The sequence below is a fragment of the Marinobacter sp. G5_S1_61_S3 genome (genome assembly GCF_054968585.1).
This window is the reverse complement of the sequence record NZ_JBQKUK010000013.1, coordinates 42,785-56,029: the sequence shown is the minus strand read 5'-3', so window position 1 is coordinate 56,029 and position 13,245 is coordinate 42,785. Positions and strand designations below refer to the sequence as shown.

Below are 13,245 nucleotides of genomic sequence, written 5' to 3'. Positions count from 1 at the left end.
AACGTTAATGAATCAGGGCGTTACGGGTACTTTCCGGTTGTTGATCCAGGGTTTTCTTCGCCAGGCTGGCGGCTGCATCGGCATCGAGTTGGCCAGAGGCGATGCGCTCAAGAACTGTCCCCATCACCGCAACGGACTGGCGATAATCCGCGAATTCGGCCTGGAAGGCGTGGTCAATGGCCTGATACACCGCCTGGATTTTCTGTTCCCGGGTGCCGGCGTCGGCGGCTGTGTCGTTGATGGCCTTCAGGCAGGCACGTGCAATGGCAATGTAGCGTTCAGCGTTGGGATCGTCTTTGTGCATGTTCCGGGTTCCGAAGTGCGGGAAATGTAGAGAGTGTGTAGAGAGTATAGAGACAGAAACTGCCGTTGAAGGTTCCGATTATGTCACCGCAACCGTCAGGTTTCATTTCCTTCCGGTAATGGTAAGGATTTGCGGGCAGCCTGCCCACCTTGTGCTAGTCTCAATTTCAGCGTACCGGTAAACCGAAAAGGTTCCGGCGTGTATTGCATGCATGAACTAGAGTAAACGCTCTAATTAAAACAAGAACTTACAGAGTAAATACTCTAAAAAAGTTCGATACATGAGTGTTGCAATTAAGTACAATGCCGGCGTGCTTCGGCGGTATAAGACTTTGGTCTAATACTGTCGATGACAACAAAGGAAAAAGACAACAACTGAGCAACAAGCAGGGTGGACTATCAATGAATTACTTTCTGACGGGTGGCACCGGATTTATCGGCCGTTTTCTCGTTGAAAAACTGCTGGCTCGCGGTGGCACAGTGCATGTACTGGTGCGCGAGCAATCACAGGAAAAACTGGACACGTTGAGGGAGCGCTGGGGCGCGGATGAGTCCAGGGTGAAAGCAGTGATCGGCGACCTTACCAGCCCGAACCTGGGCATCGATGCCAAGACGATGAAATCGCTCAAGGGTAACATTGATCATTTCTTCCACCTTGCTGCAGTGTATGACATGGGGGCGGACGAAAAGTCCCAGCAGGCCACGAACATCGAGGGCACCCACAGTGCCGTCAATGCGGCAGCCGCTATGGAAGCCGGTTGCTTCCACCATGTTTCCTCCATCGCGGCGGCTGGCCTGTTCAAGGGCACCTTCCGCGAGGACATGTTCGAGGAGGCGGAAAAGCTCGACCATCCCTACCTGCTGACCAAGCACGAATCTGAAAAGGTGGTTCGCGAGAGTTGCACCGTTCCGTTCCGGATTTACCGCCCTGGTATGGTGGTTGGCCACTCAAAGACCGGTGAGATGGACAAGGTCGACGGGCCCTATTACTTCTTCAAGATGATCCAGAAGATCCGCCACGCACTGCCCCAGTGGGTGCCGACGATCGGCATCGAGGGCGGGCGCCTGAACATCGTGCCGGTGGATTTCGTGGTGAACGCCATGGACCACATCGCGCACCTGAAAGGCGAGGACGGTAACTGCTTCCACCTGGTGGATTCTGATCCGTACAAAGTGGGCGAGATTCTCAATATTTTCTCCGAAGCTGGTCATGCTCCCCGTATGGCGATGCGGATTGACTCGCGCATGTTCGGGTTTGTGCCGCCGTTTATCCGCCAGAGCCTGAAGAATCTGCCGCCCGTTAAGCGTCTGACTACCGCATTGCTGGACGACATGGGCATTCCGCCTTCGGTGTTGTCGTTTATCAATTATCCCACACGGTTTGACGCCCGTGAGACAGAGAGAGTCCTCAAGGATACCGGCATCGTCGTGCCGCGCCTGGAAAGCTATGCAGCGGTTCTGTGGGATTTCTGGGAGCGTAACCTGGACCCTGATCTGTTCAAGGACCGCACCCTGCGTGGCACCGTGGAAGGAAAGGTCTGTGTGATCACCGGTGGTACCTCCGGTATCGGTCTGGCGACAGCCGAAAAGCTGGCGGATGCCGGCGCTATCCTGGTGATTGGCGCGCGCAAGAAAGAGCGCCTGATGGAAGTGGCTGCTGAACTGGAAGCCCGTGGCGGCAACGTTCATGCCTACCAATGTGACTTTGCCGACATGGATGACTGCGACCGGTTCGTGAAAACGGTGCTGGACAATCACGGCCATGTGGACGTATTGGTCAATAACGCAGGCCGTTCCATCCGTCGCTCACTGGCGCTCTCGTTCGACCGTTTCCACGATTTCGAGCGTACCATGCAGCTGAACTACTTCGGCTCCGTTCGCCTGATCATGGGTTTTGCTCCGGCTATGTTGGAGCGTCGTCGCGGCCACGTGGTCAATATTTCGTCCATCGGTGTATTGACCAACGCGCCCCGTTTCTCAGCCTACGTCGCGTCCAAGTCAGCGCTGGATACCTTCAGCCGTTGTGCGGCGGCGGAGTGGTCGGATCGCAACGTGACCTTCACCACCATCAACATGCCGTTGGTGAAAACGCCGATGATCGCGCCCACCAAAATCTACGACTCGGTGCCCACGCTGACACCGGACGAAGCGGCGGAAATGGTGGCAGACGCCATCGTGTACCGTCCCAAGCGCATCGCCACGCGTCTGGGTATTTTTGCCCAGGTCATGCAGGCGCTGGCGCCGAAGATGGGCGAGATCGTGATGAACACGGGTTACCGCATGTTCCCGGACTCTCCGGCCGCTGCCGGCAGCCGTTCCGGCGAGAAGCCCAAGGTGTCCTCCGAGCAGGTGGCCTTTGCGGCGATCATGCGGGGTATTTACTGGTAGTATTGCCCTTGGAGATCAAAAAAACCCCGCTTCGCGCGGGGTTTTTTGTGGCTGTCTATCAAGGCGCCTCTTCTGTGTCGTCCGGTATGGGCGGCGGTGGGAAGCCACCGATTTCGCGCCAGCGGTTGACGATGCCACAGAACAGATCTGCGGTTTTCTCTGCGTCATAGGCGGCCGAGTGCGCTTCCTTGTTGCTGAACGGAATGCCCGCCAGCTTGCAGGCTTGCGCCAGTACGGTATGGCCGTAGGCCAAGCCAGCTAGCGTTGCCGTGTCGAAGGTGGAAAACGGATGAAACGGGTTGCGGCGGATGTCTGAACGCAGGGCAGCGGCGAACACAAAGTTGTGGTCGAAGGTTGCGTTGTGGCCAACGAGCACGGCTCGTTTGCAATCGTGGGCTTTGACCGCCTTGCGGATGGGCCCGAAAATTTCGCTCATGCCTTCTCGTTCCGGAACGGCTTCCCGCTCCGGGTTCCACGGGTCGATACCGGTGAAGTCCAGCGCAGACTGCTCCAGGTTGGCGCCCTCGAATGGGTCGATCTGCTGAACGTGGGTTTCAGCCCGCTTCAACCAGCCGTCCTCATCCATTGTCAGTATGACCGCAGCGATCTCCAGCAGGGCGTCCTTCTCAGGATTGAAGCCGCCGGTTTCCACATCCACCACAACCGGCAGGAAACCACGGAAGCGGCGGGACATGGGATGCGGTTCTTTATGTTCTTCAGTCACTTAAACTCCTGGAGTCTCTGGCCAGGGTTGCCGGCCTGGTAAACAAATGATTGATAAGGAACGATTAACAGGGAACGGTTGGTCGGCTGATGTTCAGACAAGCCGCCATCTCAGGCTTTCGCCGGCCTTCAAAGGCACGATGGTACCGTCAGCCAGGGGCAGTTCGTCGGGCATCTCCCAGGATTCTTTCACCAGCGTGATGGTATCGCTGTTTCTGGGTAGGCCATAGAAATCGGCGCCATTAAAGCTGGCAAAGGCTTCCAATTTGTCCAGCACGCCCAGGTCTTCGAAAATCTCCGCATACAGGGGCATGGCGCTGAACGCTGAATAGCAGCCGGCGCAGCCACAGGCGGTTTCTTTCTTGTCTTTCGAGTGCGGCGCAGAATCCGTTCCCAGGAAGAAGCGGCGGTCTCCGCTGACCACTGCATCCCTTAACGCCTGTTGGTGCCGGTTGCGTTTGAGGATGGGCAGACAATACAGGTGAGGGCGAATGCCGCCGACCAGCATGTGGTTGCGGTTGTACATCAGATGTTGCGGCGTGATGGTGGCGCCCAGATTGTCACCGTCATGGTCACGTACGAATTCAGCCGAATCGGCGGTGGTAATGTGCTCCAGAACCACCCGTAAATCCGGAAACGCCTCCATGGTCGGCGCCAGTACGCGCTTGAGGAAGATCTTCTCCCGGTCGAAGATGTCGATCTCTGCATCGGTGACTTCGCCGTGGACCAGCAACAGCATGCCGCAGTCACTCATGGCCTCCAGTACCGGATAGATGTTGCGGATGTCGGTCACACCGGATGCGGAGTTGGTGGTGGCGCCAGCCGGATACAGTTTGGCGGCAACCACGCCCGCAGCCTTGGCATCCCTGATTTGTGCAGGCGTAGTGGTTTCTGTGAGGTACAGCGTCATCAGCGGGTCGAACCCGGTGTCGCCGGCTGCGGCCAGTATCCTGCTACGGTAAGCCATGGCCTGTTCTGCCTCCGTCACCGGTGGCGCCAGGTTTGGCATGATGATGGCGCGGCCAAAGCAACGGGCGGTGGCGGGTACGACGTCTTTGAGAATGTCGCCGTCCCTCACGTGGAGGTGCCAGTCGTCAGGACGGGTGATGATCAGTCGTTCGGTCATTTACGGTTCCGGGATCTGCTGGGGCCCGTCAAACGTGAACCCCTGAAAGAAAAAATCTGGCGAAATTATATCAGAAGCCGACAGCGATTGTTTTGGCGGGCGTCCTAAAGAAAGACTGACTTCGGCCGTTACGAGGATAGTGAATCTTTTCTGACGGATGGATGGTATGGCACGAATTTCCGCCTTCCTGCGTGGTGCAGTGGTTTCCAGTGCGATTGGTGCACTGACGGCAGGCTCTGTTGCGGTGCAGGCCGCCACCTTTGGCGCGGGTATCGAGAACAGCCAGTGGTACCTGTCGGAGTCCGTATTCGAGTGTACTTTAGTGCATCAGGTTCCGGGCTACGGCCGTGCCGTATTCCGCCACAAGGCGGGTGAGTCGCTGTCCTTCTTTCTGGAGTCGGAAACGCCGCTTATGCGTCCTGGTCAGGCTCAGTTGGTGATGGAAGCGCCGTCCTGGCGCCCGGGAACCGCCCCCCGTCCCCTTGGTCGGGTTAACGTAGACGACAGTCGTCGGCCGCTGATGCTTGAGTCACGTCTGGCCATGGTGCTTGTCCAGAGCCTGCTGGAGGGGATGGACCCAACGGTTACGCGTGAGTCCTGGTACGACGGCAGCCCGGTTCGGGTGAAAGTGTCCAACATTAACTTTGCGGGCCAGTTCTCCGGTTATCGAAGCTGCACCGCTGGCCTGTTGCCGGTCAACTACGATCAGATCAAGCGGTCCCGCATTTCCTTTGCGTCAGGCAGCACCAGCCTGTCTGAAGCTGACCGTCGGTTTCTCGACAACATTGTGATTTACATCCAGGCAGATTCCACGGTGGAAAGGGTGTTCGTGGATGGGCATACCGACAGCAGCGGTAGCCGTATCGACAATCGCGCGTTGTCCGAAGAGCGGGCCAATGCGGTGGCGGATTACCTGATCGGGCAGGGCATTGATGCTGATCTCGTGACCACCAGGGCCCATGCGGACCAGTACCCGGTATCACGCCGCGCGGCAGACAACCGGCGCACCACAATTCGCCTTCAGCGGGAAGGCGAACGGCCGGACCTGCAGCAAGCCAATGGCTACGAGGCTGCAACGCCAAATACCTGACATTGCGTGCGGCAATCTCAGTGGATGGCGTTGAGTACCTCAAGGTGAGCGTTGACACTCTCGGCCAGCGCCCTCAAATGATAGCCACCCTCCAGGGTCGAGATAATACGGTCGTTGGCATGGTCGCTGGCCACGCTGGTGATCATTTCCGTCAACCAGCGGTAATCCTCTACTTCCAGGTTCAGCTCCGCCATTGGGTCCAGTCGGTGGCCGTCAAAGCCGGCGGAGACTAGCACCAGTTGCGGGCGGAAGTCCTGCAGCCGTTTCAGCCACGCTGCTTCCACGATCTTCCGGTACTCGTCTGCCGGAGTGCCTGCCTGGATGGGCGTATTGATGATGTTTTCTGCCTGGCGATGCACGTGGGAATGCGGGTAGAACGGATGCTGGAAACTGGAACACATCAGGATGCGTTCATCACCGCCCACGATATCCACCGTGCCGTTGCCCTGGTGTACGTCGAAATCGATAATCGCTACCCGCTCTAACTGGTGAAAGTTCAACGCCCGCATGGCGGCCAGCGCGATGTTGTTGTAGAAACAGAAACCCATTGATTTACTGCGTTCGGCATGGTGCCCGGGTGGCCTGGCGCACACAAACGCGTTGGTAAGCTGGCTGCTGAGCACCATATCGACAGCTTCAATGCTGGCGCCAGCGGCAAGTCGGGCGGCTCTCAGGGTGTCAGGCATCATGGCGGTATCGGGGTCGGTATACACCCGTCCCCTGGTGGGCTGCATCAGATCAAGTTGGTTCAGATAGCGTTCGGGGTGCACGGTCTGCAACTGGTCCCGGGTGGCTTCGTCAGGTCGCACCCAGTCGAGATCTTGCCCCAGGCCGGTGTCGGCCAGGTAACTGGTGATGGCTGCCAGTCGCTCGGGGCACTCAGGGTGCTCCGCCCCCATATTGTGTTTCATGCAGTCGTCGTGAGAGAAGAATCCCGTTGTCATACTGGTCCCGAACACTCTGGTTGTGCTTGTATTTTGTCCAATATTATCAGGGATAGACCGGGCTTTCTGCGTTTCTTTGGTCTTATGGCGGAGATAGCCGTTTTACATCGTCAGGCAAGCGCCTAAGATAAGGTGTACACACGCCCGGTCGACTCGAATCAAGGAGTGAAACTTGAGCACCCGTTATCTGGAAAGCCTTTTCAACCCGTCTTCTATTGTGGTGATCGGCGCCTCGGAACGGGCAGACAACCTCGGTGGCATGGTTCTGCGGAACCTACTCGGTGGTGGTTATCCCGGCCAGTTGATGGTGGTCAACCAGAACCATTACGACAACGTCCACGGCGTACCCTGCGTCAAGAAAGTATCCCGCATGGGGTTTAGCCCCGATCTGGCGATTATCTGTACCCCTCCGGATACCGTGCCGAAGATGATCAAGCGACTGGGCGAGGCAGGCGTCCGCACGGCTATTGTGATGACAGGTGGCATGTCCAGGAGCCACAGTAAAACCGGTCAGCCATTGATGTATTCGGTTCGCGATGCTGCGCGGGAGACCGGCATACGCGTGCTTGGCCCCAATACTATTGGGCTGATGGTGCCAGCCCGCAGCCTGAACGCCACCTACGCCCACATGGGCGCCATTCCCGGTAAGGTGGCGTTCGTGGGCCAGTCCGGCACCATCGCCAGTTCGGTAATCGACTGGGCGTTCGCCCGGGGTGTGGGTTTCTCTTACTTCCTGACACTGGGCGATGGGATGGATATCGATCACGACGACCTGATTGATTATCTGGCCCAGGACAGCCAGACCCGAGCAATATTGCTGCACATTGAGAATATTCCCAATCCACGCCGCTTCATGTCCGCCGTACGTGTGGCTTCCCGCACCAAGCCGGTGATTGCCGTGAAAAGCGGCCGTGTGCCGGAATCGGAATGGTTCCCCCACGAGCTGCCCGCAGGGCTGACCCAGAGTGACCCCATATACGATGCCATGTTGCAGCGTGCTGGTGTGCTGCGAGTGGATGGGTTGGGGCAGATGTTTGATGCGCTGGAAACGCTGACACGAATGCGTCCCCTGCGGCGGGAAACACTGGCCATTATGGCCAACGGCGTTGGCCCTGGGGTACTGGCGGTAGACCGGTTGGCGTATCTGGGTGGTGAACTGGCAAAGTTGTCGGGCAAGTCGATCGATTCACTGGCGGAACTGCTGCCACCGTACTGGACCCGAAAGAATCCTATCGACCTCGGTTACGCCGCCTCACCGGAGCTCTACGCCAAAGCAATCAAGATTCTTGCCAAAGACCCGGAAGTGGCCAACGTTCTCGTGATGTACGCGCCCAGCCTGACCGAGGACAGCCTGCGGATTGCCGATGCGGTGGTTCAGGCTACCAAGGGCACGCGCTTGAACGTCTTCACCTGCTGGTTGGGGCAAAGTACGGTGCTGGATGCCCGCGATGAGTTTTATCGGGCGGGCTTACCGTCGTTCTTCAACCCTGAGAAGGCCGTTATGGCGTTCATGCAGCACGTGCGACACCAACGCGTGCAACGGTTGCTGACCGAAACGCCGGAGTCCTTTACCGACCACCTGGCCGACCATACCCAAACACGGCGTATCGTCGTGAATGCCATTCGCTCCGGTCGGGCGCATCTGTCCAACCAGGAAGCCCGCGACGTGATCCGGAATTACGGCATTAATGCCGTCGAGACCATGTATTGCGACGATATGGAGGAAGTGCTGGAGGTCTTCGCCGTGGAGCGTCGTCCGGTGGACATCACGCTGATCCATGAACAGGCCTGTCATCCGCTTGTGGAGCTCAGCCCCGGACAGCGCCGTTACAAGGGCACGGTTCAGAAACTGAACAGTGAGGGGGCGATTATGGATTCCTGTCGCTTCCTGATGGACGAATACCAGAAACATTACCCTGACAGCGGTTTTCTGGGTTTTGCGGTGCAACGTTCCTACCAGCACGTCGGTGGCATCGAGTTCAGTGTGGGGATCACCCGGGACAAGTTGTTTGGGCCGCTGGTAGTCTGCGGCGCCTCGGGGGCGCATATCAACGTAATGACGGATCGACAGATTGCGTTGCCGCCGTTGAATATGGTGCTGGCCAGGGAGCTATTGCGGCGTACCTACATGTACAAGTTGCTGAAAGAACACAGCCTGAAGCCCGAGGAGGACATTCGCGCGGTCTCGGAAACCCTGGTGACTTTGTCCCAGATTGTGATCGATATTCCGGAGATTCGCGGGCTGGAGATCTCACCGCTGTTGTTCAACGACCAGGGCACGGTTGCGGTGAACGTGGCGATCGACCTGGCGGACAAGCCGGGGCGGCCGATTATCCAGCCGTACCCCAGGGAGCTAGAGGAGTGGATCGTGCTGCCGAAGTCCGGGCGCCGTGTGATCATTCGCCCGGTGCTGGCGGAAGACGAACCGGCACACCGTGCGTTTCATGAACTCCAGTCCCCGGAGTCCATCCGTTACCGTTTTTTCCAGTACCGCAAGCACTTCTCCCGTGAAGACGTGGCCCAGATGGTGCAAATCGACTATGACCGCGAAATGGTCTTTATTGCCAACGCGCCAAGGGAGGACGGCGAGGGGGAGGAGACCCTGGGAACGGTGCGAACCTGGACCGATGCCGACAACCTGCGCTGTGAGTTCGCGGTGATGGTGCACGACAGGATGAAAGGCGAGGGACTGGGTGTGGCCCTGATGCAGAAGATGATCGACTATTGCCGTGCCAAGGGCACGGTGGAGATGGTGGGTGATGTGTTGCCGGACAATCGTCCGATGCTGCAACTGGCTGAGCATCTGGGCTTCGAGATCCACTACAACACGGAAGAGGAAGTAATGGACCTGACGCTGGTACTGAACGAGCCGGAGAAGGACTGGCAGCGGGAACGCCTGGAACAGACGTCCCACTGAATATCCAGGTTCAGCTTTCTTCCACAATCGCGGAACGGTCTTCGCCGCCCAGGGCTTCCAGCAGGCCAGGAATCAGCCTGGCCAACTCCAGGGTCATCAGTGAAAATGCGGCGTCGAAGCGTGCTGCGGCGTCATCCGCATCCACATCGTCCAGCTTTTCCTGCAGGGTGTCGCCGAATTTCAGGCGACGGATGCCCAGTTCCTCGTCCAGCACGAATGACAGGTTGTCGTCCCAGGTGACAGACAGCTTGGTCACCTGCATGCCGGCGTCCAGATGACTGCGGATTTCATCACCCTGAAGATCCAGGCCTTTGCAGCGCACCACGCCACCGTCTTCGGATGTGTCTTTCAGTTCGCACTCGGTGCCCAGCTCGATGCTCACGGGTAGATCAATGGACTCGTTCAACCAGCCGGTGAAGGTGAAGGCGGGTGCCTGCTCCACGGCTGGCGGGCGAACGGGCAGGGAACCCAGGCTTTTGCGAAGTGTTGAGGCGAGATCTTCCGCCTGTTTGGAGGAGCCCGCGTCAACAACCAGTACACCGTCTGCCGGTGCCAGATAGGCGTAGCAGCGACGGTTCTTGGAAAATGCACGGGGCAGCATTTCCAGCGTCACTTCTTCTTTCAGTTCGTCCTTTTCCTTGCGTCGCACCTTTCGGTGTTGTTCCGCTTCAATCATTTCAGCCTTCTCGTCCACCAGTTCCTTGATGACGGAGGCGGGCAGCAGCTTCTCTTCCTTGCGCAGGGCAATCAGGTGATAGCCGCCGGCGCTATGAACCAGCAGATCGCTGTGCTTACCCATGGGCGATACCCAGCCCTGGCGTGAGGTTTCCTGGGGACCACAGGGTTTGAAGGCGTCTTCCTGGAGTTTTTCTTCCAGGGCTTCGGCGGTTATTTCGAATGGCTTGGTAAAACGGAATACGCGGGCATTACGAAACCACATGGTCCGGATCCTTGTTGGTTATTCGATGATGGTGAGAGTCTGAAAAGGGTGGGGATGATACGGCCACGGGTCCGTGGCCGTAAAGTGACAATGCTGAAAACCTCATCTTGGGCAGTTAGAGATTCATAATCTCCACCATCACGGTCTTGATGATGAACCCCACCACGCCAGCACCGAGTATGGTGAACAAAATGATGGTGCCAAACCGCCCGGCCTGGGACTTTTTGGCCAGATCCCACACGATGAATCCCATCCAGACGATCAGGCCTGTGAGAAAGACCAGCATGGCGAGCTGGGAAAAAACGGCTTCACTCATTAATGTCTCCGGATTCAGTGAACGGTTTACGGCTTATCCCGTAGGAATACCCAGCTGTCCGCATCGGACTGCTCTTCGCTGAACCGGTAACCTTCCAGGTCAAAGCCTTTCAGGTCACTGGCCTGGGTGATGTTGTTCTGGATGGCGTAGCGACACATCAGGCCCCGGGCCTTTTTGGCGTAAAAACTGATCATCTTGTACTGGCCGTTTTTCCAGTCCTTGAACTGCGGTGTAACCAGGCGACCTTCAAGGTCCTTTTTGCGAACGCTCTTGAAGTATTCGTTAGAGGCCAGGTTTACCAGCACGCCATCATCAGCCTTCAACAAGCGGTTAAGCTCATCGGTGACCTTGCTGCCCCAGAAAGCGTACAGATCTTTGCCCCGGCGGTTCTCGAACTTGGTACCCATCTCCAGACGATAGGGTTGCATCAGGTCCAGCGGCTTGAGCACACCGTAGAGGCCGGACAGAATTCTCAGCCGCTTCTGGGCAATCTCGAATTCTTTCTCACTGAAGCTTTCCGCATCCAGGCCGGTGTAAACATCGCCCTTGAAGGCAAGCACCGCCTGGCGGGCGTTATCCGGTGTGAAGGGGGTGTGCCAGGTGCGAAAGCGTTCAGCATTGAGCTGACCGAGCTTGTCGCTGATCCCCATCAGGTTACTGATGTCATGGGGTTCCAGGTCTTTAAGCTGGTCTATCAGTTCACAGGCATCGTCGAGAAAGTCCGGCTGGGTTGTCTTTTGGGTCGCCAGCGGGCTCTCGTAGTCCAGTGTCTTGGCGGGGGATATCACCATCAACATGTCGGGCTGTCCTCATCGAAGAAAATTCATTAACTGGTCACTGGTGAACGGCCAGTCCAGTTCTTCACCGGTATCGTTACGGCGCAACACCGGAATCCGGGTGCCATAGCGCTCAACCAGTTTTTCGGACTGGGCAATGTCCACGGCGTCCACGGGCACCGGCTCCGGCATGGGCGTTCTGACCAATAGGGCTTCCGCCAGTTCGCACAAGTGGCATTGGGACGTGGTGTAGAAAATCAGTTCCATTATTTCGGCTGTGCGTCTATTTGTTGGCCATTCACGTCGTGGCTGTCCTTACCCATCAGGTACAGATACACCGGCATCAATTCCTCCGGTGCTGGATTCTGGTCCGGGTTCTCAGCCGGGTACGCGGTGGCTCTCATATTGGTACGGGTGGCGCCGGGGTTAAGACTGTTCACGCGGACGTTGTGGCGGTCGTCATCCAGCTCCTCTGCCAGCATCTGGCTCAGGCCTTCGATGGCGAATTTGGAAACGGCGTAGGCGCCCCAGTAGGGTTTGGCCCGGCGTCCGACGCCGGAGGCGGTGAAAATCACCGACGCATCGTCGGATTTGCGCAGTAACGGAATCATCGCCCGGCTCAGCAGGAAAGGCGCGGTGGCATTGACATGCATGACCTTGTTCCAGATTTCCGGATCGTACAGTTCGATCGGGCTGCGAGTGCCCAGAATGGCTGCGTTGTGGAGAAGCCCGTCGATCCGGTCGAAGTTGTCTTCAATGGTCATGGCCAGCTCTTCATACTCCTTCACCGCGGCGCCTTCAAAATTCAGCGGTACGATGGCTGGTTTGGGATGACCGGCCGCTTCGATCTCATCGTAGACGGATTCCAGTTTGGAGACGGTGCGGCCGACGAGAATGACGGTAGCGCCGTGAGCCGCATAGGCCTTTGCTGCAGCCCTTCCTATCCCGCTGCCGGCACCGGTCACCATGATGATGCGTTCTTTCAGTAGGTCGGCCGGTGCTTGATAGTCCTGCATTCTGAGTCTCCATTTGGGAAATGCTGAAATAGTGCTGCCATCGGCGCTATTGTAACAGTTTTGCCAGGTCGCTGACGGTGTCCGCAATAAGGTCGGCTTGCCACAGGTCAACGGTTTCCGGCTGCTCGATATAACCGTACCGAACCGCAATGGTTGTCATCCCGGCGTTGCGCCCGGCCTCGATATCGCGCTCATGGTCGCCCACGTATACGCCCGTTGTCGGTTCGACGCCCACTTCCTTGCAGGCAAGAAACAGAGCTTCTGGATGCGGCTTGCGGTGGGTGACATGGTCGGGGCAGACCACTGCTGCACAGCGGTTTGCAAGTCCCAGGGCTTCCACCAGCGGAACGGCGAAGCGAACCGGCTTGTTGGTGACAATGCCCCAGGGGATACCCCGTGCTTCGAGGCTTTTCAGCACGTTGTCCATGCCCTCGAACAGAGTGGTTTCCACGGCGACGCCGGCCTCGTAAAGGTCGAGAAACGCGGTGTGTTTTTCCAGGTAGTCGGGATGGTCCGGGTCGAGGCCGAAGCCAATCTTGATCATGGCCCGGGCCCCGTTGGAGACAGAGCGCCGTATATGCGGTGCGGGCAGGCCTGGTAAACCGTGAGAGAGTCGCAGCTCATTCAGGCAACGAATAAAGTCCGGTGCGGTATCGATCAACGTACCGTCCAGGTCAAACAGGACGGTCGACGGGATTGCTGGCAT

The 13,245-nt window shown here is 57.7% G+C and carries 13 protein-coding genes; 3 read left to right on the top strand and 10 right to left on the bottom strand.

Going from position 1 to position 13,245, the window contains the following annotated elements; genetic code table 11:
• Positions 1 to 4: 4 nt before the first annotated feature.
• Positions 5 to 304: a hypothetical protein gene (locus tag ACTRWH_RS13960; RefSeq protein ID WP_007151678.1), complete on the bottom strand. Its 300-nt coding sequence runs from the start codon at positions 302 to 304 to the stop codon at positions 5 to 7.
• Between the two features lie 401 nt (positions 305 to 705).
• On the opposite strand from ACTRWH_RS13960, the gene ACTRWH_RS13955 reads away from it, so the two are divergent.
• Positions 706 to 2,691: an SDR family oxidoreductase gene (locus ACTRWH_RS13955; RefSeq protein WP_036206426.1), complete on the top strand. Its 1,986-nt coding sequence runs from the start codon at positions 706 to 708 to the stop codon at positions 2,689 to 2,691.
• A gap of 58 nt (positions 2,692 to 2,749) precedes the next feature.
• Here ACTRWH_RS13955 and rnt read toward each other — a convergent pair whose 3' ends face one another.
• Both rnt and pyrC read right to left on the bottom strand, forming a co-directional pair.
• Complete coding sequence (rnt, locus tag ACTRWH_RS13950; RefSeq protein ID WP_036206941.1) at positions 2,750 to 3,385, bottom strand: ribonuclease T; 636 nt, start codon at positions 3,383 to 3,385, stop codon at positions 2,750 to 2,752.
• Between the two features lie 123 nt (positions 3,386 to 3,508).
• Complete coding sequence (pyrC, locus tag ACTRWH_RS13945; RefSeq protein WP_228210891.1) at positions 3,509 to 4,540, bottom strand: dihydroorotase; 1,032 nt, start codon at positions 4,538 to 4,540, stop codon at positions 3,509 to 3,511.
• 166 nt (positions 4,541 to 4,706) lie between these two features.
• On the opposite strand from pyrC, the gene ACTRWH_RS13940 reads away from it, so the two are divergent.
• Positions 4,707 to 5,630 carry a flagellar protein MotY gene (locus ACTRWH_RS13940; protein ID WP_410174377.1) on the top strand — a complete coding sequence of 308 codons (924 nt, stop codon included), beginning with the start codon at positions 4,707 to 4,709 and terminating at the stop codon, positions 5,628 to 5,630.
• A 17-nt stretch (positions 5,631 to 5,647) separates the two neighbouring features.
• Here the strand turns inward: ACTRWH_RS13940 and ACTRWH_RS13935 are convergent, their stop codons facing one another.
• Complete coding sequence (locus ACTRWH_RS13935; protein WP_036206435.1) at positions 5,648 to 6,574, bottom strand: histone deacetylase family protein; 927 nt, start codon at positions 6,572 to 6,574, stop codon at positions 5,648 to 5,650.
• Positions 6,575 to 6,746: 172 nt separating this feature from the next.
• Between ACTRWH_RS13935 and ACTRWH_RS13930 the strand changes: the two genes are divergently transcribed.
• A complete protein-coding gene (locus ACTRWH_RS13930) occupies positions 6,747 to 9,491 on the top strand; it encodes a bifunctional acetate--CoA ligase family protein/GNAT family N-acetyltransferase (protein WP_085681165.1) in 2,745 nt (914 codons plus the stop codon).
• A 10-nt stretch (positions 9,492 to 9,501) separates the two neighbouring features.
• Here ACTRWH_RS13930 and rdgC read toward each other — a convergent pair whose 3' ends face one another.
• The 6 genes from rdgC to ACTRWH_RS13900 all read right to left on the bottom strand — a co-directional run bounded on the left by rdgC (position 9,502) and on the right by ACTRWH_RS13900 (position 13,245).
• Positions 9,502 to 10,431 carry a recombination-associated protein RdgC gene (rdgC, locus tag ACTRWH_RS13925; RefSeq protein ID WP_075194581.1) on the bottom strand — a complete coding sequence of 310 codons (930 nt, stop codon included), beginning with the start codon at positions 10,429 to 10,431 and terminating at the stop codon, positions 9,502 to 9,504.
• 115 nt (positions 10,432 to 10,546) lie between these two features.
• Complete coding sequence (locus tag ACTRWH_RS13920; RefSeq protein ID WP_036206443.1) at positions 10,547 to 10,747, bottom strand: DUF2788 domain-containing protein; 201 nt, start codon at positions 10,745 to 10,747, stop codon at positions 10,547 to 10,549.
• A 26-nt stretch (positions 10,748 to 10,773) separates the two neighbouring features.
• Positions 10,774 to 11,544, bottom strand: coding sequence for a peroxide stress protein YaaA (gene yaaA / locus ACTRWH_RS13915; protein ID WP_036206445.1), 771 nt, complete (start codon positions 11,542 to 11,544; stop codon positions 10,774 to 10,776).
• Positions 11,545 to 11,556: 12 nt separating this feature from the next.
• Complete coding sequence (locus tag ACTRWH_RS13910; RefSeq protein ID WP_007151668.1) at positions 11,557 to 11,790, bottom strand: glutaredoxin family protein; 234 nt, start codon at positions 11,788 to 11,790, stop codon at positions 11,557 to 11,559.
• Positions 11,790 to 12,539, bottom strand: a complete 750-nt coding sequence (locus ACTRWH_RS13905; RefSeq protein WP_036206452.1) for a YciK family oxidoreductase — start codon at positions 12,537 to 12,539, stop codon at positions 11,790 to 11,792. The genes ACTRWH_RS13910 and ACTRWH_RS13905 overlap by 1 nt, the downstream gene beginning before the upstream one ends.
• A 46-nt stretch (positions 12,540 to 12,585) precedes the next feature.
• Positions 12,586 to 13,245: an HAD-IA family hydrolase gene (locus ACTRWH_RS13900; RefSeq protein WP_228210893.1), complete on the bottom strand. Its 660-nt coding sequence runs from the start codon at positions 13,243 to 13,245 to the stop codon at positions 12,586 to 12,588.